18 protein-coding genes and 1 riboswitch are annotated in these 24217 nt (G+C 55.5%); of the genes, 7 read left to right on the top strand and 11 right to left on the bottom strand.

From position 1 onward, the window contains the following. Positions 1–13 precede the first annotated feature (13 nt). From MWU61_RS08895 to bchF, 4 genes are read right to left on the bottom strand one after another with little or no spacing between them, the layout of a single operon-like run. Positions 14–3547, bottom strand: coding sequence for a magnesium chelatase subunit H (locus MWU61_RS08895; protein ID WP_247127957.1), 3534 nt, complete (start codon positions 3545–3547; stop codon positions 14–16). Beyond that, complete coding sequence (bchB, locus tag MWU61_RS08900; protein WP_247127958.1) at positions 3537–5075, bottom strand: ferredoxin:protochlorophyllide reductase (ATP-dependent) subunit B; 1539 nt, start codon at positions 5073–5075, stop codon at positions 3537–3539. The genes MWU61_RS08895 and bchB overlap by 11 nt, the downstream gene beginning before the upstream one ends. After that, on the bottom strand, positions 5072–6355 hold the full coding sequence (locus tag MWU61_RS08905) for a ferredoxin:protochlorophyllide reductase (ATP-dependent) subunit N (RefSeq protein ID WP_247127959.1): 1284 nt from the start codon (positions 6353–6355) through the stop codon (positions 5072–5074). The genes bchB and MWU61_RS08905 overlap by 4 nt, the downstream gene beginning before the upstream one ends. Continuing rightward, on the bottom strand, positions 6352–6876 hold the full coding sequence (gene bchF, locus MWU61_RS08910) for a 2-vinyl bacteriochlorophyllide hydratase (protein WP_247127960.1): 525 nt from the start codon (positions 6874–6876) through the stop codon (positions 6352–6354). Before bchF ends, MWU61_RS08905 begins: the two co-directional genes overlap by 4 nt. A gap of 277 nt (positions 6877–7153) precedes the next feature. On the opposite strand from bchF, the gene MWU61_RS08915 reads away from it, so the two are divergent. Together MWU61_RS08915 and ppsR are read left to right on the top strand one after the other, a co-directional pair. Further along, a complete protein-coding gene (locus MWU61_RS08915) occupies positions 7154–7912 on the top strand; it encodes a cobalamin B12-binding domain-containing protein (RefSeq protein ID WP_247127961.1) in 759 nt (252 codons plus the stop codon). 11 nt (positions 7913–7923) lie between these two features. Further along, on the top strand, positions 7924–9375 hold the full coding sequence (gene ppsR / locus MWU61_RS08920) for a transcriptional regulator PpsR (protein ID WP_247127962.1): 1452 nt from the start codon (positions 7924–7926) through the stop codon (positions 9373–9375). A 13-nt stretch (positions 9376–9388) separates the two neighbouring features. Here the strand turns inward: ppsR and MWU61_RS08925 are convergent, their stop codons facing one another. Beyond that, a complete protein-coding gene (locus tag MWU61_RS08925) occupies positions 9389–9910 on the bottom strand; it encodes a copper chaperone PCu(A)C (RefSeq protein WP_247127963.1) in 522 nt (173 codons plus the stop codon). A 529-nt stretch (positions 9911–10439) separates the two neighbouring features. Here MWU61_RS08925 and MWU61_RS08930 point away from each other — a divergent pair. Both MWU61_RS08930 and MWU61_RS08935 read left to right on the top strand, forming a co-directional pair. Beyond that, positions 10440–12971, top strand: a complete 2532-nt coding sequence (locus MWU61_RS08930; RefSeq protein WP_247127965.1) for a PAS domain-containing protein — start codon at positions 10440–10442, stop codon at positions 12969–12971. 73 nt (positions 12972–13044) lie between these two features. Beyond that, positions 13045–13917 carry an NAD(P)-dependent oxidoreductase gene (locus MWU61_RS08935; protein WP_247127966.1) on the top strand — a complete coding sequence of 291 codons (873 nt, stop codon included), beginning with the start codon at positions 13045–13047 and terminating at the stop codon, positions 13915–13917. A gap of 124 nt (positions 13918–14041) precedes the next feature. On the opposite strand, the gene MWU61_RS08940 is transcribed toward MWU61_RS08935, so the two are convergent. Genes MWU61_RS08940 through MWU61_RS08960 form a run of 5 tightly spaced genes read right to left on the bottom strand, consistent with a single transcriptional unit; the run spans position 14042 to position 20068 of the window. Next, entirely contained in the window at positions 14042–15673 is a 1632-nt protein-coding gene (locus tag MWU61_RS08940; RefSeq protein WP_247127968.1) for an alpha-D-glucose phosphate-specific phosphoglucomutase, read from the bottom strand. A gap of 27 nt (positions 15674–15700) precedes the next feature. After that, entirely contained in the window at positions 15701–16708 is a 1008-nt protein-coding gene (locus MWU61_RS08945; RefSeq protein ID WP_247127969.1) for a P1 family peptidase, read from the bottom strand. A 20-nt stretch (positions 16709–16728) separates the two neighbouring features. Continuing rightward, positions 16729–18315, bottom strand: coding sequence for a dipeptide ABC transporter ATP-binding protein (locus tag MWU61_RS08950; protein WP_247127971.1), 1587 nt, complete (start codon positions 18313–18315; stop codon positions 16729–16731). Continuing rightward, entirely contained in the window at positions 18312–19124 is an 813-nt protein-coding gene (locus tag MWU61_RS08955; RefSeq protein ID WP_247127972.1) for an ABC transporter permease, read from the bottom strand. The genes MWU61_RS08950 and MWU61_RS08955 overlap by 4 nt, the downstream gene beginning before the upstream one ends. Then, a complete protein-coding gene (locus MWU61_RS08960) occupies positions 19121–20068 on the bottom strand; it encodes an ABC transporter permease (protein ID WP_247127973.1) in 948 nt (315 codons plus the stop codon). Before MWU61_RS08960 ends, MWU61_RS08955 begins: the two co-directional genes overlap by 4 nt. 34 nt (positions 20069–20102) lie before the next feature. Continuing rightward, positions 20103–20246: riboswitch (FMN riboswitch) on the top strand. Between the two features lie 78 nt (positions 20247–20324). Between MWU61_RS08960 and MWU61_RS08965 the strand changes: the two genes are divergently transcribed. Then, the gene (locus tag MWU61_RS08965) at positions 20325–20753 is read left to right on the top strand and encodes a 6,7-dimethyl-8-ribityllumazine synthase (RefSeq protein ID WP_247127974.1); all 429 of its coding nucleotides are present in this window, start codon (positions 20325–20327) and stop codon (positions 20751–20753) included. 38 nt (positions 20754–20791) lie between these two features. Here MWU61_RS08965 and MWU61_RS08970 read toward each other — a convergent pair whose 3' ends face one another. After that, positions 20792–22267, bottom strand: a complete 1476-nt coding sequence (locus tag MWU61_RS08970) for an ABC transporter substrate-binding protein (protein WP_247127975.1) — start codon at positions 22265–22267, stop codon at positions 20792–20794. 126 nt (positions 22268–22393) lie between these two features. On the opposite strand from MWU61_RS08970, the gene panB reads away from it, so the two are divergent. Both panB and panC read left to right on the top strand, forming a co-directional pair. Beyond that, positions 22394–23221: a 3-methyl-2-oxobutanoate hydroxymethyltransferase gene (gene panB, locus MWU61_RS08975; protein WP_247127976.1), complete on the top strand. Its 828-nt coding sequence runs from the start codon at positions 22394–22396 to the stop codon at positions 23219–23221. After that, positions 23218–24060, top strand: a complete 843-nt coding sequence (gene panC / locus MWU61_RS08980; protein WP_247127977.1) for a pantoate--beta-alanine ligase — start codon at positions 23218–23220, stop codon at positions 24058–24060. Before panB ends, panC begins: the two co-directional genes overlap by 4 nt. Positions 24061–24217: the final 157 nt, after the last annotated feature.

The raw sequence follows: 24217 nt of genomic DNA on the forward strand, positions 1-24217 counted from the left end.
CGAGCGTCTCTCATCATTCTGCAGCAACTCCTTCCATGTGATCTTCAATCTCGTCCGCCGCATTCTGCAGGGCGGCCAAGGTCGCGTCGTCAGGGGCCCAATAGGCGCGGTCCGATGCTTCCAGCAGTCGGTTCGCCATGCGCATTGACGCCTGCGGGTTCATCTCTGCCAAGCGCGCGCGCATGTCTTCGTCCAACACAAATGTCTCGGACAACCGTTGATACACCCATGGCTCGACCTCGCCGGTTGTGGCCGACCAGCCAACGGTGTTCGTGATATGCGCCTCGATCTGGCGCACGCCCTCATGGCCGTGCTTCAACAAACCTTCGTAGAATTTCGGATTCAACGAACGTGCACGCGTTTCAAGCGACACCTGATCTTGCAAGGTGCGCACCTTTGCGGCCCCACGCGTTTGATCCCCGATATAGACCGCTGGCGCATCGCCACCCTTGGCGCGCTTCACAGCGCGGGCAATGCCACCCAGCGTGTCGAAATAATGATCGACCGACGTCACGCCCAACTCGACACTTTCCAAATTCTGGTAAGCGAGATCGACGTCTTTCAGGGCTTTCTGCAACAATGCTGGGTTCTGTGACGCCTTGCCATCAACACCATATGCAAATGATTTCCGCGCCTCATAGGCATCTGCCAGTTCGTCCTCATCACCAAAGGCAGAACTATCGATCAGCTGATTCACATTAGACCCATAAGCACCTTCCGCGTTGGAAAAGACCCGCAGCGCTGCGCCCTCTAACGTGCAACCCATCTCTTCGGCATAGGCAAGCGCATGGGCGCGGATGAAGTTCATCTCAACCGGTTCATCTGCCTGCGCTGCTTTCAACGCGGCCTCGGCCAGCATCCGTGTTTGCAGCGGCAGGAGATCACGGAAAATCCCCGACAACGTCATCACAACATCGATGCGTGGCCGCCCAAGCTTGGCCAATGGAATCAAATCAGCGCCGGACAATCGTCCAAAATTGTCGAACCGAGGAATCGCTCCCATCAACGCCAAGGCTTGCGCAATTGGGACCCCGTCAGACTTGATATTGTCTGACCCCCACAACACCATCGCAACAGTGCGCGGCATGCAGTCAGGGGTGGAGAGCAACAGATCCGCCTGTTTATGGCCGTCAGTCATCGCAAAAGTGGTCGGCATCCGGAACGGATCAAACGCGTGAATGTTGCGGCCCGTCGGGACAATCTCGGGCGACCGGATCAGATCACCACCCGCAACTGGCGGAATGAAGTGTGCGGACAAGGCCCGCATCAACGCTGGCAGTTCATGATCCTCGTGCAATAGATCAACTGGCGCGTCCGGCCCCATTAACGTTGCCATATCGTGCAATGCTGCCGCCGACATCGGCTGGCCAACAACATGTAACCCGTCAGGGATCAGCGACCCTTCTGTTTCCAGAACTTTCAGCCAAAGCCCATCCAGATCACGCGCATTCAGGTCCACCGCGTTGGCTTGATCCCGAATAAGCTTTTCCAAATCACCCTTCGCCGCATCGTTCGGCGACATCCCGCGCCAGCGCGTCAGGCTGTCTTTCAGATCTACGAACCCCTTATACAAACCCGCCTTCGCCAAAGGTGGCGTCAAATGGCTGATCGTGATCGCGTTCGCACGCCGTTTTGCCAGTGATGCTTCAGACGGATTGTTGGCCGCGTAAAGGTAGATGTTGGGCATCTCACCAATCAACCGATCCGGCCAATCCTGTGCCCCAAGGCCCGCCTGTTTGCCCGGCATAAATTCAAGCGCGCCGTGCATACCGAAATGCAGCAAGGCATCCGCTGCGAACGTATCGCGCAGCCACCGATAGAATTGTACAAACGCATGTGTTGGCGCAAATCCGCGCTCAAACAACAGACGCATCGGATCGCCTTCGTATCCAAATGCGGGCTGCACGCCGATAAAGACGTTGCCAAGCTGCGACCCAAGTATGAATACGCCACGCCCGTCGGATTGATGTTTTCCGGGGACAGGACCCCAAACCGCTTCGATTTCGCTCAAATGCGTCGTGTTCGCGACCATCGTATCGGCATCAACATAGGCCCCGACATTGGCGTCCTGCCCGTATTGTGCGGCATTGCCCTGCAAGATTAGCGCCCGCAATGCGTCCACATCACGTGGCACATCAAGCGTATAACCCTCCCGCTTCATCCGTGTCAGTGTATTGAAAAGGCTCTCGAAAACACTGAGGTAGGCAGCCGTGCCAACAGCACCAGCATTTGGCGGGAAGCCGAACAGAACAACGCCAACTTTCTTGTCCGCGTTCGCCTTACGCCGCAACAATGCCAGCCGTTTTGTCTTTTCGACAAGCGTTGTAATCCGTTCAAAACACGGCGCCATCGCCTTGTGGGTAGAAGTCGCCTGACACATTTGCGCACAGCCCTGACAGCCACCGCTACCATGCCGCCCTGCAAAGACGGTCGGGTTCGTCGCACCATCGATTTCCGGCAAAGCAACTAACATGGTCGTTTCAATCGGACCAAGCCCCTGCGGACTACCAGCCCATTGACCCAGTGTCTGAAATTCGAGTGGTTGCGCCGCGACATAGGGCACGTCCAGCGATTTTAGCAGGGCAACTGCTGCATCACTGTCGTTATATGCAGGCCCACCGACCAGCGAAAATCCAGTCAGCGACACCATCGCATCGACACGACCTTGGAAGTAAGCTTCAATCGCGGGCGTCCCGTCTAATCCACCAGCAAAAGCGGGGATAACTTGGATATTTTGGGCCGCAAAACCGCGGATAACAGCGTCATAGTGCGCCTTGTCCGACGACAGAATATAGGACCGCAGCATCAACAACCCGACAGTCGCAATTGGATCGTTGATCTGTGGAAGTTCGTCAAAATCAGTGACGATATGTGGTTCGGCCAGATCAGGGTGATAAAGACCGACCTCGGGATATTCGATCGGCGGATTTGCCTTCACTGGTGCCCAAGATTGTCCAACTGCATAGCGCGATACCAACATCCGGATCATCTGTTCGATATTCGCGTCAGATCCGCCCAACCAGTATTGCATCGACAAGAACCAGTTCCGCAGATCTTGGCTCTTGCCGGGGATCAGCCGCAAAATTTTGGGCAGGCGGCGCAGCGTTTTCATCTGCGACTTACCAGATTTTGCCTCTTTCGACTGGGCCGGCCGAAGCTTTTTCAGCAATGCCATCGCGCCGCTGGCGGGCTTAGACATGTCCAGATCGCCCATCTTCGTCAGTTTCACGATGTCACTGTCGGCGATCACATTGATCATCGCATCACAGACATCACGCCGCGCTAAAAGGTCGGGTAAAATGGCCGTCGTATGATCCTCAAGAAACAACAGGTTCGCGACGATAATGTCCGCCTGCGCAATCGACTGCTTCGCATCAGCCAAAGCGGCGGGGTTTTCGCCCCATTCGGCAGCCGCATGCACTGCAATCTCTAGCCCTGGAAAATCGGCAACCAGCCGGTCGCGAACCCGTGTCGCAGGACCTGCTGTGTGACTATCCAGCGTGACAATCACAAAACGGTACGGATTAGGGGGACCACTATCGCGCATAATGAGCCTTCGCTTCGTACAGCGTATCCAATGAAATTTGAGCCAAACCTCTTTGCGCCGCGAACGCTTCGGTATTGCGCCGCGCTTTACCGCGCACAAAAAACGGAATCTTTTTCAATTCGCGTTCAGCGTCGGACAGCCAAACCACGTTATCAGCTGCGGGCGCTTGCACGTCTCGGGGTGGGATCTCTACAGTGGCTTCTTGCGCGGGCAACGGGCTATGTCCGCCGTGGTGGGATGGACCGGCTGCGTCGTGGAATTCAAAATCATCGCGGAACATTGTCAGCAGATGTTCTTCCAGCCCCATCACAAGCGGATGGATAAGCGTGTCGAAGATAACATTCGCGCCCTCAAACCCAACTTGCGGCGAATACCGCGCAGGGAAATCCTGAACATGAACAGGGGCGGAAATAACGGCGCAAGGAATGCCAAGCCGTTTGCCGATATGCCGTTCCATTTGCGTGCCAAGGATCATTTCGGGGGCCGCATCTTGGATCGCATCCTCAACCGCGAGATAATCGTCTGTGATCAACGCGGTCAGACCATATTCTTGGGCTAATGCTCTGATCGGCCGCGCCATTTCGCGGTTGTAGCAACCGATGCCTACGACCTCAAAACCCATTTCATCCTGCGCGATGCGTGCATGCGCCGCAACATGCGTGCCATCACCAAAAATGAACACGCGTTTGCCGGTTAGGTATGTCGAATCGACGGATTTAGACCACCATGGCATGCGCAACCGGCTTTCATCGGCGCGGCACGGCAGTCCCGTGATTGCGGCGACCTCTGCGATGAAATCGCGCGTGGCTCCGACGCCAATCGGGACAGTTTTGGTGTAGGGCTGATCGTGATTTTTCTCGAGCCAGCGGCAGGCAGACTCGCCCGTCTCTGGTGTCAGAAGGACGTTGAAATGGGCGGCAGGCAAAGCAGCTATATCTGTGGGCGTTGCGCCGTAAGGAGCTACGACATTCACGGAAACGCCGATGTCTTCCAAAAGGCCGGTGATTTCTTCAATGTCATCGCGAGCCCGAAACCCAAGCGCGGTTGGCCCCAGAATATTGCAGGTCACGTGCCTTGTCCGTTCAGCCGGACGCGTCAAGTTTTTGACGATCTGGTAGAATGTTTCATCCGCACCGAAGTTTTCCTTGCGGGAATAGCTAGGTAATTCCAAAGGGATGACAGGGATCGAAAGACCCATAGTTTCAGCCAATCCCGCAGGATCATCTTGGATCAATTCTGCAGTGCAGGACGCACCCACGATGATCGCTTCGGGCTTGAACCGATCGACTGCATCTTGGGCCGCCGCTTTGAAAAGCGACGCTGTGTCAGACCCCAAATCACGCGCTTGGAAGGTCGTATAGGTCACGGGCGGGCGATGATTGCGCCGCTCGATCATGGTGAACAACAAGTCGGCGTAGGTATCGCCCTGCGGTGCATGCAGAACGTAGTGCAGCCCCTTCATACAGGTCGCAACGCGCATCGCGCCGACATGCGTGGGGCCTTCATATGTCCAAACCGTCAACTTCATTCCGCGGCCTCTAGGTTCAACACGGATTTGCGGCGCAACGGGCGCGAAAACAGGCCCGCCAAATCACCCGCCTGTTCGTAGAAATGGACAGGCGTGAAGACCAATTCGATGGCCCATTTTGTGGACAGGCCTTCCGCCTCTAGCGGATTCGCAAGGCCGAGCCCGCAGACCGTCAGATCAGGGCGCGCAACACGTGCCCGCGCCAGCTGTTTGTCGACGTCCTGCCCTTCGGAAATTTGTGGTCCTGCAGGTAACAGGTCCAAATCGGGACCGTGCAGAGCGTCGTGAATATAGGGAGAACCGACTTCAATCGCGGTCATCCCGCATTCACGGGTCAAGAACCGCGCCAATGGAATTTCCAGCTGACTGTCCGGAAAGAAGAATACGGACTTGCCGTTCAAGACGTCCGCAGCTTGGCTAATTGCCTTGCGCGCCCGCGCACGTGGCGCTGCAGTGACCTGTTCAAACAGGTCTTCAGATACCCCAAATTCAATAGCAATTGCACGCAGCCAAGCAGTTGTGCCTTCATCCCCGAACGGGAAAGGTGCCGCGATATGCCGTGCCCCGCGCCGTTCCAATGCTGCGTGAGTATCGCCCAGAAACGGCTGGGTCAGGGCAAACACAGTGTTTTCCCCAATTGCTGTCGTGTCATCGATACGCCGCGCAGGAAGCAGGCGCACGTTGTCGATCCCAAGTTTGCTGAGCAGATCAATCATTTGATCTTCGACAACATCAGGCAAAGCACCCACAACAAGAAGCTCACGCTCGGTTGTGTCTTTTAGAACCGGCACCATCGCGGCAAGACAGGCATCTTCGCCCTGCGTGAATGTGGTCTCAATTCCCGAACCAGAGTAATTCAACACACGCACATGCGGCGAGTGAACTTGGGTCAGGCGCTCGGCTGCACGGGCCAGATCAATCTTGATGACCTCAGATGGGCAGGACCCGACAAGGAACAATTGCCGAATATCGGGGCGACGCGCCAATAGACGGGCGACTTCACGATCAATTTCTGTGTGCGCGTCGGCCATGCCAGCCAAATCGGTCTCTTCGAGAATCGCTGTTCCGAATCGTGGTTCCGCAAAGATCATTACGCCCGCCGCCGATTGCAGAAGATGCGCACAGGTCCGCGACCCAACGACTAAAAAGAAGGCATCTTGCATTTTCCGGTGCAGCCAGATGATTCCCGTCAGACCGCAGAACACTTCGCGCTGCCCGCGTTCCTTCAGAACTGGGGCGGTACGGCATCCACCATTGGATGGAGTTAGCGGCAGGTTCATGCGACCACCTCTGCGGACAAACGCGCCAAGCGCAGTTTCCAGACGAATTGGGCGGCGTTCACGACGTAGGTGGCGTAGGCGGCGAGCGCGATCCACATCAAGGTCATTGGGGCAAAAGCGCCAGAGATCAGCGCAAAGACGTAAAGCAAATGCAGGGCGATAACGGCAAAGCTAAATACGTCTTCCCAAAAGAATGCGGGTGCGAAAAGGTACTGATCGAAAACGACTTTTTCCCAAATCGCGCCAGTCACCATGATCAATAGAAGGACGCCGGTTTTCAGAATGATTGATGCCGTTGCGGCCTCGTACCCCGTTCCAGTCCCGAGATAGCGCAACACCAAGCCAAACGAGACGAGAAAGACCAGAAACTGAAGCGGCGCCAAAACGCCCTGCACGAGCGTCCAACGTGTCGCGTCGCGACGTGCTTTTTGGTCCGGTGTATACAGGGGCGTCACAGATTTCTTCGCGCCCCGAAAGACCGCTGACTGTCCGCTATTCTGACCGATGCTTTGGACGCTCATGTAAACTTTTCCTGACGCTTGCATGTGTCATGCTAGGTCCCAAAGTCGCAAAGTGTCAACTTTAAGTTACACATTGTGATGGAAATATTAGCGCTTACAATATGAACATCCTATCAAATTTCGCCCTATATATTATAAAGATAGGGCAATTGTTGCAAAACCGAGTTAGAAAAAGTGTCAATTATCTTTGACAATTCGTCAACTTGCGCAGACACTGCATGTCACTTCTTGCAATCCCACTGAATGATCCTTTCCGAAACGGCACAAAGGTGCGTAGATGACTCAATCATCAACAACAAAGGCGCCTCAGGGTTTGCGGGTTGGCGCGTCTGAAACGAAAGCACAGCTTGCAAACGCAAACCCCGCTTTGAACGCAGACATCCTTTTGTCGCTTTACGATGCGGCGCTGTCGTCCAGCCGCGAAGACTGCAAGTTGACCGTAGCGCAAGCCGCCAGCGCCGGAATCGCGCAGATGACTTTGGCCGATCACTACATTCCTGCGGTTGCCAAGGTTTTGGGCGATCACTGGTGCAGCGACGTTCTTGGATTTGCCAGTGTGACCATTGGAGTGGCCCGCCTACAGGCATTGCTACGCGAACTCGGCCCCGAATGGTCCGCAGATTCGACAGCACCCGCAAATGCACCCGGCGTCTTGTTGATCACCCCACGGAACGCCGCTCACACACTTGGAGCGGCAGTTATTGCAGGGCAACTCCGCCGTAACGGGTATTCAGTCAGGATGGCATTTGATGCCGACCGGCAATCTGTTGCCAGTTTGATGGATCGCATTGCCTTTGACGCCATATTCATTTCGGCTGCGCGGTCTGAAAGCCTTGATAAATTGCGTCGTTTGATAGAGTTTGTACGGACGTTAACTTTTCACCGTTTGCCGATTGCGATTGGCGGGTCGGTTTTAGAGACATCAGCCGATGTTGCGGCCCTGACCGGGGCGGACATCATGACATCAAATATCGATGAGGCGATCACATTTTGCGGCCTAAAAGAACAGCCGTCCCAAAATACCGCCAGGACCTAGACCATGACCAAGTGCCAAACACCGGTACGACAGCGATGACATCGCGCGGTACAAAATACTGGAACTCCGGCTCCATTCCACTGATCGCTCCTGAAATTCTGGGCAACATCATTGCTGAGGTCGCTGACCTCGGCATCGTGATTTCAAGCGAAGGTCACGTGTTATCGGTGCTGGTCAATCCGCTGTACGATTCATTCAAGTCGTTCGAACGGTTCGAAAATCGCGACATCCGCACGATCCTGACAACGGAAAGCATTCCAAAGTTTGAAAGCCGCCTTGCTGCATTTTTGCGCGAAGACGAGAACGTCAAACCTGTTGAACTGAACCACGCCAGCGCAACAGGTCGGTGGGAATTCCCCATCCGTTACAGTTTCCACAGCATTGGCCCAGACGGTGCTATTTTGATGCTTGGGCGTGATCTGCGTCCTGTCGCAGAGATGCAGCAACAATTGGTCCAAGCCCAGATCGCGCTTGAAAAAGACTACGAAACGCAGCGCGAACATGACACGCGGTTTCGGGTTCTTATGGAAAACACAACCGACGCCATGGTCTTTGTGTCGGCACATAGCGGTCTGATTACTGAAGCGAATCACATCGCCGCCAACTTGCTGGAAAGCAATCGTGACAGTTTGGTCGGTCGACATTTCGCGGATTCATTTGCTGTGCGCAAAGCGGGTGATCTTGTCGCGGACATGACGACCCAAGCAATTGCAGAGACAGACACACCCGTCACAGCGACATTGCGCAAATCCGGTGTTGATTTGTTGATGACCCCGACCCTGTTTCGGGCAGCGGGCGAACGCGTGCTGTTGTGCCGGATTGCCCCGAAAGATGAGACAGCCGTTCGCCCTGATGATCTATCAGCAAATTTGCGCGGTCTTTACAAAAGCAGCACGGACGCGATCGTTTTCACGACCGACGACGGCACGATCATGTCGGCCAATGACGGATTCCTGAACCTAATCGACATCGCACATGATATATCGGTGCGGGGCAATAACCTTGCCAACTACCTCCAAAGGGGCACGGTCGACGTCAAAGTCATGGCTGAAAATGCAGCTCGCAACGGCAAGATGCGGTTCTACGCGACCCGTGTTGCGGGCGATTATGGGAGCCCGCGCGCTGTTGACATCTCAGTCTCGCAGATCATGGCCGGTAAAACGCCACTACTTGCATATGTGATCCGCGAAAATACGGGGTCAGACACCGCCCGCGAGGCTACCGGCGCGACCGCTGAAGATACGATGCAATCTGTGAAGGAACTTGTCGGTCAGGCCACATTGAGAGACATCGTCGCAGAAACGACAAATGTGGTCGAAAAAATGTGTATTGAAACAGCAGTTGCTTTGACCATGAACAACCGCGTGGCCGCCGCAGAAATGCTGGGGCTTTCACGGCAATCGCTTTATGTGAAGCTGCGCAAATTCAATCTACTCTCCCGCGATGGAACCGCTGGAGAGTAATTAAAGACATGCCTTAGTGGTTGCGGTGGTCGTCATGGCCTTCGCCGTGATCCATCTTCATGCCGTCCATATGCCCTGAACCAACGCGCTCGACGATTTCTTCAAGCGTTTCGACGTCAAAGACGACTTCGATGCTACCCGCTGTTTCGAAAACAAGCGTCGCGTTCACAGTTTCACCTTTTTCAAAGGGGTCGCCATCAAGGCCCATAAACATGATGTGCTTGCCACCCGGCGCGAACGTCACAGATTCGCCCGGTGCAATTTCTGCGCCCTCGATCTGGAACATCGTTGCCACGTCATTTTCGACTTTCACGTCGTGGATTTCAACGCGCGGAAAATCAGCTTCAACGGCAATCAATGTATCAGCTGCGTCGCCGTTATTCGTGATCGTCAAGTAGCCTGCGCCGGTCATTGCGGACGCAGGTGTTGTCTTGGCGGCAGGGTGGTCGATCACCAGATCACCAACCTTATACTCGTGTGCTGCGACCAGTGATGGCATCGCAACGGCTGCCAAAACCGCCATAAATCTAAGCATCTGAATCATCCCTTTACTCATAGGTTTCACCGGTTGGGTAACTTTGTCAGGCACACGGTACAAGTGGCTAGATGTCACAGCTGATTGTGTCAGCAATTAAGTTCTTAACGCTATCTTAACCTTTATTAGCGATAGCTGGGTGGGCGATTGTGGAAGCGAGGCAAACAAGTTGAGAATGGGGCGTGAATCTCCGACGGACTTGCTAGCGGCTAGCCTGATTGACCCGCTGACGATTCCCGCAGTCTATTTAAAGCCGGATGGTGTCATCATTCATCATAACGATGCTTGGGTCGATTGGATCAGCGCGGACCCTACCCCAGTTTTTGGCCCAAATATTTGTAGCCTTATTCACCCATCCCAGCGCAGCGCGTTTATAGATCGACTTAGTCCAATAGGCTTAACCCACGGGGATGGCTGCGTTTTTCGTACCACTCACAAGGGGCGTTCGATTTGGTTCACGGCTGTGGGCGGGATCCAGAAATGGGATTCTGGTATCCTAGGCCTTGTTGTCCCAAGCCGCAGTTGTGACATGCAGCCCAATGGCTATCGACCGGAAAGCTGCTTTTGGTCCGAAGTCATCAACAACCTGCCTGACGGTTTTTGGTCCTATGATCGGTCCCTGAAAGAATCATTTCGATCCGATGCATGGTTTGCGTTGCGTGGCCTCGATAAATCCGAACATCTGCACACATCGCGCGCGGCCCAACTTGCCCGCATACACCCCAATGACCTGTCAAATGTGTTGCAGGCTACCCGCAAATTGATGCTTGATGGTGCCTGCGATGTGCAATTTCGCGAACAGCACGCTGATGGGCATTGGATATTCATTCGGTCGCAAGCCAGAGTCACGGAGCGCGACGAAAACGGAAAACCGATTAGAATTATCGGGACCGATAGCGATGTTTCACAGCTGGAACAGACCCAATCGTCGTTAGAAGAACTCAACAAACTTAAATTTCGCTGGCTCCACTCCATGGACAGCGAAATGCACGGCATGTGGGACATCGATAACGCAGCGAACATCCGCTATTTTTCTAAAGGGTGGCGTCTTATTCGTGGCCTTCCTGCGGATCACCCAGGTGTTACGAGCAGCAGTGACTTACTCAATCGCGTCCACACACTGGATCACGCGGCCCTGATGAAATCTATGGATGCCGTTGAGCGCGGAGAGCTTGATCAGTTCTTTTACGAATATCGCGACAAGCACGCTGACGGACACTGGATTTGGATCTTGTCACGCGGTCAGGTTGTGTCGCGTAACCCCGACGGTAAACCGACACGCATCATTGGCACTGATACAGATATCACTCACCTCAAGCAGCTCGGCAATCAATACGACGACGTTTCGAAGCGTTTGGAACTGGCTATTCGGACGTCAGGTTTCGGTGTTTGGGAATTCAACATCGACACGCAGACTGTAACGTGGGACCGGCAAATGTACGCGATGTATGGGATCCCCGATGGTGATCAGCAAAAATCCCGAACGATCTGGGAAGATTCGCTTCACCCCGATGATTACGATGAAATCGTTGAAGCAAGTGCAATTTCGATGCGCGATCGCGTCGATTTCGATCTGTCATATCGCATCATTCGCGGCGATGGCGTGATGCGCCACCTGCGTTCGACTGGGCATTACTTTACTGATGCGCAGGGTGTAGACAAACTGATTGGCATCAATTGGGATACAACACGCGAACATGAGCAGGCCGAAGCACTGCGCGAAGCCAACGAAAAAGCGGTTGAACAAAATGCTGCTTTGGAAGCCGCACGCGCAGAAATGGAATACCAATCCAACCACGATGCGCTGACCGATTTGCCAAATCGGCGCATGCTCGAACGCTATCTGAAAAACGCTCGGGACCGCCGCGTTGAAAACAAGATGCGCAGTGCGGTGCTACATATCGACCTCGACCGATTCAAGCAGATCAATGATACATTGGGACATGCGGCCGGTGATGCGGTCTTGCGCCATGTTGCTGATATCCTGCGCAGTGCAGCGACGCCAAACTGCATCGTTGCACGTGTCGGCGGTGATGAATTCGCCGTTTTCTTGGATCACGCTCCTCACAATGCGTTGTTAGGGTATTGGGCACGCAGCATCATTCAGGAATCAAAACGTCCCTTTATGTATGAAGGCCACGAATGCCGTTTCGGGCTGAGCATCGGCATCGCGACAGACGACCATCTGCTGATGGATGACACCGCCCTGTTTTCAAACGCGGATCTGGCGCTTTACCGCGCTAAAGAAGACGGGCGCGGGCAACTGCACTTTTATACTGCGGACCTGAAAACGGCGGCACTGGCGCGACGGCAATGCGCAGACGACATGCTCATCGCACTTGATGAAGGCCAATTTCAGTGCGTCTACCAACCGCAATATGACTGTAAAACGCTTGAGATCGTCGGCGCCGAAGCATTGGTCAGGTGGGATCACCCGACACGAGGTAGGTTAACGCCCGATGCCTTTCTAGATGTTGCCGAAGATCTTGATATCGTTGCAAAGATCGATCAGATCGTATTCGAACAGGCACTGAAAGATTCAACGCGGTGGCGCGCAGCAGGGAAATACGTTCCACAAATCTCGGTGAATGTTTCGGCCAAGCGGCTCTTGGATCCGATGCTTGCCATGCGCATATCCCACCTCGCCGACGAAGAACAAAACTTCGCTTTCGAACTGCTAGAATCCGTATTTCTCGACGACGCGGATGATAACCTCGCGACCAATCTCGATTGTATCCGCAAACTCGGGATTGCGATCGAAGTCGACGATTTTGGAACCGGCCATGCCTCCATGGTGGGGTTGCTGAACCTCCGGCCTGACCGACTGAAAATTGATCGCCAATTGGTCATGCCCCTCGTCCGTAGTCAGCAACAACGCAGGCTCGTGGCCTCCATCATCGAAATCGGTCATGTTCTAGGCATTTCAGTCGTCGCAGAAGGCGTCGAAACCCAAGAACACGTGAATGTTCTCGCAAGCCTTGGGTGCGATTTCTTGCAAGGCTACGGTCTGGCGCGTCCCATGGGCGTCGACGATATACAAGAGCTTCTGCCAAATCTATAATTCACCTTGCGACGACTGCTGTTTTCGCCATGCTGTGGTCAAGGAAACTTACCAAAGCAAAAGGCGACCTCTTATGGCAAAACTCGCATTCTTGGGCCTCGGCGTCATGGGCTATCCGATGGCCGGACATCTGCAAGCTGCTGGCCACGACGTCACCGTTTATAATCGGACCGCTGCAAAAGCAGACGCTTGGGTCAAAGAACACGGCGGGGCAGCCGCAAAAACACCTCGCGAAGCCGCAATCGGCGCTGATTTGGTGATGGCCTGCGTCGGCAACGATGACGATCTGCGGTCAGTAACACTTGGCGATGACGGTGCATTTGCAGGAATGGCCGACGGGACATTGTTCGTAGACCACACAACGGTGTCCGCCGCCGTGACACGTGAATTATTCCAAGCTGCTGCCGACAAGGGCATCGGTTTCGTCGACGCGCCCGTGTCTGGCGGTCAAGCAGGCGCTGAAAATGGTCAACTGTCGATCATGTGTGGTGGTGTGCAGGCCCAGTATGATGCTGCCGAAAAAGTCATCACAACTTACGCCAAATTGTGCCGCCGGATTGGTGACAGTGGTGCGGGACAAGTCACCAAGATGTGCAACCAAATCGCCATCGCAGGGCTGGTTCAGGGCCTGTCAGAGGCGCTTCACTTTGCCGATAAGGCCGGACTTGACGGCGAATCCGTGGTTGAGGTGATCAGTCAGGGCGCGGCTGGCAGTTGGCAAATGGCGAACCGTTATAAGACGATGATCGCCGACGAATTCGATCATGGGTTTGCAGTGGATTGGATGCGCAAAGACCTCGCAATTTGCTTGGCAACAGCAGAAGAAAACGGCGCAAGCTTACCCGTCACAGCACTTGTCGATCAGTTCTACAAAGACGTCCAAAAGCTGGGTGGTGGTCGGTGGGATACCTCTTCCCTTCTTAAACGCCTGACGTCTGTGGGTTAACGCCGCTTCTTTTGGTCATAAATATCTCCGCCGGAGGCATCAGGGCTGTCATCCCCACTGGCTTCGGCGTTCAGCTATCCAAAATGTCTTGCCTGCCTTGGCAGGCCCATTTCGGTCAGACAATCTAGGTGATGACGTCTGGCTTGCTGCGCCCTGTCGCGGCTTCCATACCCAGAATTGCATGCGCCGCAGCAATCACATCAGCCAAAGCAGCCTGCGCATCTTGATCCAGCTTCGCCGGATCTTCTTCCAATGCTTCCAAATACAACCGCAGCGTCGCACCCGTTGTACCCGTGCCGGATTTGCGCAGGACAAATCGCGTTCCATCCCCAAACATCACACGTAGGCCCTGCTGGTGGGACACGGATCCATCAACCGGATCGTTATAGCTGAATTCGTCCGCCGCAGTGACGGTTAGACCCGCAAAAACCTGCCCGACAAGCCCCGCTTGTTTATCGCGTAGGCCGTTAAAGACGATATCAGCCTGTTCCGTTGGAATGGCTTCGAAATCATGCCGCGAATAGTAGTTCCGACCATATACAGCCCAATGCGCCTTCAGCAATTCCGCAACGCCCTGCCCAGTCGCCGCGATTATGTTCAACCACATCAGTACAGCCCAAAGACCGTCTTTTTCACGGATGTGGTCCGACCCCGCGCCAAAGCTTTCTTCGCCGCACAGTGCCACTTGCCCGTGGTCCATCAGGTTACCGAAAAACTTCCATCCTGTCGGGGTTTCAAAGCATGTTAAGTCCAGCGATTTGGCTACCCGATCCACCGCTGCAGATGTTGGCATCGACCGCGCCACACCGCTCAAGCCGTCCTTATAACCCGGCGCCACCGTGGCGTGGGCCGCGATAACCGCAAGGCTGTCGGACGGGCTGACGTAGCATTGGTGGCCCACGATCATGTTCCGGTCACCATCCCCGTCAGAGGCCGCCCCAAAATCCGGTCCGTCTTCGGCAAACATCGTGTCCATCAGTTCATGCGCCCACGTCGGGTTAGGGTCAGGGTGCATGCCACCGAAATCCGGCTGCGGCGTTCCGTGCACGACAGTCCCTTTGGGCGCGCCCAATCGGTTTTCCAAAATCTCGCGCCCATAGGGACCCGTGATCGCGTTCATTGCGTCAAACTGCATCGTAAAATTATCGGCAAAAAGCGCTCGGATTGCCCCAAAGTCGAACAGGGTTTCCATTAAATCCGCGTAATCGCTGACTGGATCGACGATCTGGACAGCCATCTCGCCAAGCATACTGTCGCCGATTTGGTCGATATCCGGCGCGTCACCTTCCCAGATGTGGTAGGTATCAATCGTGGTGGTTCGTTCAAAAATGGCGTCTGTCACGGCCTCAGGCGCGGGTCCACCGTTCGGCGTGTTGAACTTAATACCAAAGTCTTCATCAATCCCGCCGGGGTTATGGCTGGCCGACAGAATAATGCCACCGTCCGTCTTATGCAGCCGGATCAGGTGTGACGCGGCAGGGGTCGACAGCAAACCGCCTTGCCCCACAATAGCTTTCGCCGCCCCGTTCGCAGCAGCCATACGCAAAATTGTCCGGACCGCGACATCGTTGTGGAACCGCCCATCGCCGCCAACCACCAGTGTTTTGCCCGCAACACCACCGATCCCGTCAAAGATCGATTGGACGAAATTCTCAAGATAATGCGGCTCCATGAACACCCGCGCCTTTTTGCGTAGACCCGAAGTTCCGGGTTTCTGGCCATCAATCGGAGCGGTCTGAACTGTTTTGCGCGTCATTATCTGTCCTTCAAATTCAACCAATGGCTACAGGGTCTCTGACCAGCACGGCAAGAGATCATTTATCGCAGGTGTTGCGTGGTAGATGCCGCGTGCAATCGCGCGGCTTAGGCAAACGGCGGCGGCATGTCCAATCGCCAAAAGCGCCCCATCATCGACAGGTGTCTTAGCGTCACCTGTCGATACCGCAAAAACGAGATCCCCATCGAAGGGCGTATGCGACGGCACAATCGCACGGGCCATACCGTCATGTGCTGCAACAGCGATGCGTTGGCATTGCGCTTTGGTCAACGGGGCGTCAGTCGCAACAATTGCGATCGTTGTATTAGTTGGCTGGCCGGACGACGCCATTGCGGCCGCCTTTTGACTATCTGGTAGGTCGCCCAGATGCGCAGACGGATTGACGCCATAGCCGCCGAATTCTTCGCCGACCTCATAGGGCGCAGCCCAGAAATGGCGGGTATCAAGCGTCGTAACAGACCCAATCGGATTAGCCGCAACCAATGCGCCCACAGTCGTCCCATCTGGCAAAACAGCAGAAGCCGACCCTAACCCGCCCTTTTGCATCGCAGCCGTCGCGCCCGTGCCAGCACCATGACTGCCCAGCGCGAATTCTGAACCTGCCGCATTATATGCCGCCCGCCCGAGCGCGCGATACGGGTTCTGATCCCACGTTTTGTCGCCACCGTTGATCAGGTCGAACAAGATCGCACCGGGCACCAAGGGGACTGTCACATTGCCTACGGCAAAACCGCGTCCAGCGGCATGCAATCCGTCCATTACGCCTGATCCCGCGTCCAACCCGAATGCAGATCCGCCTGACAAGAACAACGCATCAACCGCAGGCACCAATTTATCAGGGGCCAGTAAATCCGTTTCACGCGTTCCGGGCGCACCGCCCATCACATGCACCGAAGCTGTAAATGAGGCATCCGCCGTCACCACGGTCACGCCGCTTTTGACATCGCTGTCTTGCGCATTCCCGACCCGCAAACCGCGCACGTCGGTGATCAGATTGAGGGGGCCGGTTTTCATCAGTTCCCTTTTCAGTGGTTTCACCCATCGTCCGGTAAAGTCGGCGCGGCTGCAAGCAATGTTTGCGTGTATGGATGCTGCGGATTTTGGAAAACGTCTTCGGTCGCGCCTTGTTCGACGATCCTGCCCGCTTGCATGACAAGCACCTTATCCGTGATCGTCCGCACAACCGACAAGTCATGCGAGATAAACAGGTAAGAAAACGACCGTTGCGCGCAAAGTGCTGCGATCAGATCAAGCACTTGCGCCCGCACAGACACATCAAGCGCAGAGACGGCTTCGTCAAAAACGATCAGATCGGGTTGCGTGATCAAGGCGCGTGCAATGGCGATGCGCTGACGCTGCCCGCCTGAAAATTCATGGATGTATTTGTGTGCGTCTGCCGGTTTCAAACCCACGTCGGATAGCACCTGAGCCACTTGGGTGTGCTGTTCCGCCTGTGTCAGCCTGGGGTCGGACAAATGGAATGGCTCTGCAATCAAACGACCCACACGATGACGTGGGTTGAACGATCCAAACGGATCTTGGAACACGACTTGCATCTTGCGGCGAACGCTCAGGTTCGGCTGTTTGCCAGCAAAGACGGGATCGCCATCAAGTGTAATAGTACCAGCCTGAACAGGCTCTAACCCAAGGATAGCCCGTGTTAGGGTCGATTTCCCACAGCCGCTTTCCCCGACAAGGCCAATCCGTTCACCGCTCCGCAAATCAAAGCTGACACCATCAACAGCGCGAAACCGCCCCGTTTTCGCTAAAAACGAAGGGCGTGGCGTGCGGTAATCACGGCTGACGCGCTGGACCGATAAGAGCGGACTGTGCGCAGCGACGGGGGGTAAGACAACCTTGTGCCCAGACGCCGCGAATAGCGCCCGTGTGTATGGATGTTTTTTTGTACGCAAAAGGTCGGCGGTTGCCCCCTGCTCTACGATCCGCCCCTTTTGCATCACAACGATCCGGTCAGCCATATTCGCCACAACCGCCAGATCATGGGTGATCATCAGCAGGCCCATATCAAATTCGGCCACGAGGTCTTGCAAGAGCGCAAGGATGGTCGCCTGCGTCGTCACGTCCAGCGCCGTCGTGGGTTCATCCGCGATCAGTAATTTTGGCCGCAACGCGATTGCCATCGCAATGACGACGCGCTGACGTTGGCCGCCGGATAATTCGTGGGGATAGCGCGATAGCGGGAACCGATCATTGGGCAGACCCACGCGCGCCAACATTTCAGCAGCCCGTCTACGCGCATCTGCAAGCGAAGCATCCCCGTGTACGCGAATAGTTTCGGATACCTGATCACCGATGGTTTGCACAGGATTGAGCGCGGTCATCGGTTCTTGAAAAACCATGCCAACATCATTCCCGCGCATCCCGCACAACTGCGCTTCAGACGCTTGCAATACGTCTTGCCCGTCAAGATCAATTGCACCCGTTGCGACAGACCCGCGCGGCAAAAGCCACATCACGCCCAGCGCTGTCAGCGATTTTCCAGAACCGCTTTCGCCTGTAATTGCCACGATCTCGCCTGCCTGCACGTCAAACGAAACGTCGTGCAGGATCGGTGTCTCGTGGATTGCGACGGACAGGTTTTGAACGCGTAGCAATGTCATTTCCGGTCTACCCTGATCCGTGGATCAAGCGCGTCGCGCAAACCGTCACCGAGCAAATTCAAACCCAAGACCATCACAACAATTGCCCCGCCCGGCATCAGGGCGGTGTGCGGTGCGAAGCTAACCAGCGTTTGCGCGTCTGCCAGCATCCGCCCCCAGCTTGCCGTGGGTGGTTGCGCCCCCAATCCGATGTAGGACAGTGCCGCTTCGGCCAGAATGCCAAGCGAAAATTGGATCGTGCCTTGAACAATCATCAAGTTCAGGATGTTGGGCAGGATGTGTTCCCACGATATGCGGTAAGCTGATTTCCCGCAAACGCGGGCCGCGAGGATAAAATCACGTTCCCATAACGACAGCGCCGCCCCTCTGGTTAATCGCGCGAAGACAGGTATGTTAAAGATGCCGATGGCGATGATCGCGTTAACCGCCCCTGCCCCGAATACAGCCGTGATCAGGATCGCGATGACCAACGACGGGAAAGCGAAGATCAAATCGTTCCCACGCATGATGAATTCGTCAATGAACGCGCCCCGCTTTGCAGCAGCCCACAGGCCCAACGGCACCCCGATGGCCATACCGATCCCCACGGCGAGCAGTGCCACCGCGATGGATGTCCGCGCGCCCATCATGATCATCGACAGAATATCCCGTCCAAATTGATCGGTGCCAAGCCAGTGCGCCGCATCCGGTGATTTCAGCTTATTCGGGATATCGAACACCTCGATATCGTAGGGTGTCCACACGAAGGATAGCAGTGCCATCGCGATAAAGCTTAACGATAGAATTGCGCCAATCCACAGCCCCTTCATGCCCGTGTCCTCAAACGTGGATCGACGGCGGCATAAGCGATGTCGACCACGAAGTTCACCACGATCACGACGAAGACGAGCAACATCACCACGCTTTCCACGACGATCAAATCGCGAGCACTGATGGCTTGGAAAATCAGGCGCCCAAGTCCGGGCAGGAAAAACACCTGTTCGATGATGATCCCGCCGGCCAGCAAAAACGAGAACTGCAAACCGATGATCGTCAGCACGGGGATCAGCGCATTGCGCACCCCGTGTTTCCAAAGCGCTCGCCGTTGCGATAACCCTTTGGCGCGGGCGGTGCGCATGAAATCCTCGCCCAGCATGTCCAGCAAGGATGATCGCATCACACGCGCAAGGATCGCGGCTTGGGGCAGTGCCAAAGATATGGCGGGCAGCGTCAGTGCCTTCATCCCGCCCCAGAACCCTTTGTCCCAACCGGGGAATCCACCCGCCGAAAACCAACGCAGATTGATGGCAAAGATCAGAACCATGATCATCGCGAACCAGAAATTCGGGATCGCAACGCCCAATTGCGTGGCCCCCATCACCGACATGTCGCCGACACGGCCACGGCGGGATGCAGCGTAAATGCCCGCCGGAAAGGCGATGAGCGTCGATAAAATCAGCGCGTAAATGGCAAGTGGTAAAGACACGACAACGCGATCCGCGATCAGTTCTGACACAGGTGCGCGGTAGGTGTACGACGTACCAAAATCGCCAGTGATCATCCCTGTTACCCAATTCAAGTAACGCACAGGTTTCGCCACATCGAGCCCAAGTTCAGTCCGCAACGCCGCCACTGTTTCGGGTTGCGCATTGATCCCCAACATGAACGACGCCGGATCACCTGGAGCAATTTCGATCACTGCGAAGATCACGAAAGACGCCACAATCAAACTGATCACGAGTGACAGAAATCGGCCCAAGACATATCGGATCATCTCTTGCACCCATATATCAATCGTGTATCAATCGGATCGTTCTCAGGGCGGGGTGTAACTCCCCACCGGCGGTATGTGGCAACACGAGCCCGCGAGCGCCTTTCGTCCGCGAAAGGGTCAAGCAGATCAGGTGCGATGCCTGAGCCGACAGTGATAGTCTGGATGAAAGAGAACGCGGTCACGCATGTCCCTTGGGACAAGTGTGGACGTGTGATGCCTTGGGTGACGTGTCGATTGTTACAAAAGGAGATCACAAATGACACCACCCCGTTTTGCATTCATCAAAGCCAACTGGCACGCTGATATCGTTGATCATGCGCTTGTAGGTTTTCAGGAATTGATCCCAACCGTTGATGTATTCGACGTGCCCGGCGCGTTTGAAATGCCGTTGCTCGCCAAACGACTTGCCCCGCAGTACGACGCAATCGCCTGTGCCGCGCTGGTCGTTGATGGCGGTATATACCGGCATGAATTTGTCGCCGATGCTGTGGTTAAGGGGCTGATGGACGTTGGTCTGCAAACCGACACGCCGATCCTGTCCGTCAGCCTGACGCCCCATCATTTTCAGGAAACGGCGCACCACACCGCGGTCTACCGCGACCATTTCAAGGTCAAAGGCCGCGAGGCGGCAAAGGCCGCGCTGTCGATCACGGGCGTGTATCAGAATATGCATGCAGCCGCCTAAGTCGAATGCCTCCGGCTGATCGCCGGAGGCTTTTGCAATTATTCCGCCCAGCTAAGCGCTGTCAGATCAACTGACGCCGTCGGCTGGTTTTCCCACATACCCTGCAAGTCGGCCTTCACGACAGAGGTCCACGCGAGCTCAAACAAGTAGCCATTCACATAATCTTCCGAGATTATCGTCTGCGCTTGGGCCAACAGATCCGACCGCGCGGCTGGATCAGCAGTTCCAGTCAGGTCCATCATCAGCGCCTGAAAGTCGGGATTGTCATATTGGAAGTAATAGTCGGGGTTCGCATAAATCCCGATATCCATCGGTTCCGTATGGCTGACGATCGACAGGCCAAAGTCCTTGCCCTTGAACACTTCTTCCAGCCATTGCGCCCATTCCAGATTGCTGATCTCGGTTTCGATCCCGACTTGGCGCAGTTGAGCCGCGATAATCTCTCCGCCGCGCCGCGCGTAGGATGGCGGCGGCAGCTTCAGCGTCGTCGTAAACCCGTCAGCAAAGCCTGCCTCGGCCAACAACGCTTTCGCTTTTTCAGGATCATAGCTCGAATTCGCGGTCAAATCGACATAATCGGGGTTATGCGGCGCGAAGTGTGTCCCAATCGGCGTTCCAACCCCAAACATCGCCCCGTCAATGATCGCTTGGCGGTCAATCGCATGGGCGACAGCTTGGCGTACCCGTACATCGTCAAACGGCGGCATCTTGTTGTTGGTGGACAGGATCGTCTCACCTTCGGTATTTCCGCGCAGCACCGTGAAACGTGGATCAGCGTCGAACTGCGGCAGGTTTTCAGGCGCGGGAAAACCGGCAAAGGCGTCCACATCTTCGGCCATCACAGCCGCAAAAGCCGCCGTTGGATCGCTAATGAACCGGAATGTCGCGGTTTCAATCGCAGGTGCATCGCCCCAGTAGGCGTCATTGCGCACCAATTCGATCCGGTCCCCTTGCGCCCAATCACCGAACTTATAAGCACCCGTACCAATCGGGTTCGTCGCGATATCTGCAATACTGTCCTCTGACACAATTACCGCATCGCCCCATGCCATGTTAAACAGGAACGATCCGTTTGGCTGGGACAGGGTGACCTTCACCGTCAAAGGGTCAACCGCCTCGACGCTTGCGATACCGGCAAACAACGCCTTTTGCGCATTGGTGCTATCCTCGGCCCGCGCACGATCCAGCGAAAACACCACATCATCCGCGTCCATCGCCGTGCCGTCATGGAATATCACGTCGGGTACAAGGCTGAACGTGTAGACCAAACCGTCGTCGGAAATATCCCAGCTTTGCGCAAGACTTGGCACCACAGCGCCGTCCGCCTCGAACCGCGTCAGACCTTCAAACACGTTATGATAGACCACCGTATCAATCGCCTGTGCTGCGCCACCGGTTGGGTCAAGATTAGGCGGTTCTAACTGGACGGCGATGGTCACACTGTCATTGGCCAATGCGCCGGTCGCGCAGATCGCAACAAAGGATGACGCGATGAATGTTTGGAAACGTTTCATGATGAACCCCCTCTGGTTCCCATCACTGTTGACGCAACCTTGGGTCAAATCAAGTCCAATGGCTAGAAACCAAACTGAGTGACTGTTATTGGGCCCGTCAACATGTGCTAACCAAGGACTGCCAATATGAGCGCCACAGCCAAAAAACGCGCCCCAATGCCTGATGATATTCGGGCGGCGAAAGGTGGGACTCCACTGGTCAGTCTGACCGCGTACACGACACCGATGGCCCAGATGATGGACGCGCATTGCGACTTTGTTCTGGTCGGCGATAGTGTCGGGATGGTGCTGCACGGATTGCCATCCACGCTTGGCGTGACGATGGATATGATGGTGATGCACGGACAAGCGGTGTCGCGCGGATTGACCAGCGCGATGATGGTGATCGACATGCCGTTCGGGTCTTATGAAGAAAGCCCGCAGCAAGCTTTCCGCAACGCCGCACGTCTTATGTCCGAAACAAACGCAGGTGCGGTGAAGCTGGAAGGCGGCGTTGAAATGGCCCCGACGATCGCATTTTTGGTCAAGCGCGGCATTCCCGTCATGGCCCATATCGGCTTGACGCCGCAGTCGATCAACACGCTGGGCGGCTATAAGGTGCAAGGTCGCGGTGACGCGGGTGACGCGCTGATGGCCGACGCCATTGCTGTGGCCGAAGCAGGCGCTTTCGCCGTCGTGCTTGAAAAGGTGCCGGAAACGCTCGCCGATGAGGTCACGGCGCAGGTCGACATCCCCACCATTGGGATCGGCGCGAGTGCGGGTTGTGACGGTCAAATCCTCGTCGTGGACGACATGCTCGGCCTGTTCACAGCGTTCAAAGCCAAGTTCGTGAAACGCTACGCCCATCTTGCAGACGACGGCGAAGCCGCGATTGCAGCCTACGCAGAGGAAGTTCGCGCGCGGACATTCCCTGCCGCTGAACATGTGTTCTCTGACAAAGCGCCAAGCAAATGATCGCCCCGATTGAACAGACGCTCGCGGGTCTTCGCACGCAGACCGCGATCTGGCGCAAGGCTGGCGAAACGATTGGTGTGGTCCCGACGATGGGCGCACTGCATCAAGGGCATCTGTCGCTCGCACGGGCGGCCCGCGAAACCTGCGACCGCGTGATCGTCACGATCTTTGTGAACCCCAAACAGTTCAACAACCCCGACGATCTGAAAAACTACCCACGCACCGAACAGGAAGACGCAAAGAAACTGGAATCCATCGGCGTTGACCTGATCTACAATCCCGATGGGCCGCAGATGTATCCTGACGGTTTTGCGACGAACGTGTCAGTGAACGGGCTGACCGATATGCTCTGCGGCGCACACCGGCCCGGGCATTTCGATGGTGTGGCGACGGTGGTGTCCAAGCTGTTCTTGCAGACCTCCGCTGACAAAGCGTTTTTCGGCGAAAAAGACTACCAACAACTGCAAATCGTGCGACGCATGGCAATGGATTTGGACATTCCAATCGACGTCGTGGGTTGCCCCACGATCCGCGAAGAAGACGGGCTGGCGATGTCATCGCGCAACCTGCTGATCTCGGATCGCGCACGTGTGAAAGCGCCTGCATTGGCGGAAGTGATGGAGGAATTGCGCGAGACCTTGCTGGCTGGTGGGCGGATGTCGGACCTGCTGGAAGACGCAAAGGCGAAGATCGTGAACGCAGGGTTCAACGAGGTGGAATACCTCGACCTGCGGGACGGAACGGACCTTGGGTTACTGGATCAACCAGTTGAGGGGGCGCGGTTGTTCGCAGCAGCTTGGCTGGCTGGAGTGCGGTTGATTGATAATATTGCGGTTTGACTCAATCGCCGAAGTCTATGCATCGTTTTCGGGAACTCTACGTCATCCATCCCCAAATCGCTACTACTACAGCTATGAGCGCTATCCATGCCCAAAATGCTCTGCCGAGCTGTAAGTTACGTATTTCTCTAGAGTAAATTGCGGCATACCAATTTGC

This window comes from Loktanella sp. F6476L, from assembly GCF_023015725.1.
Classification (GTDB): domain Bacteria; phylum Pseudomonadota; class Alphaproteobacteria; order Rhodobacterales; family Rhodobacteraceae; genus Yoonia.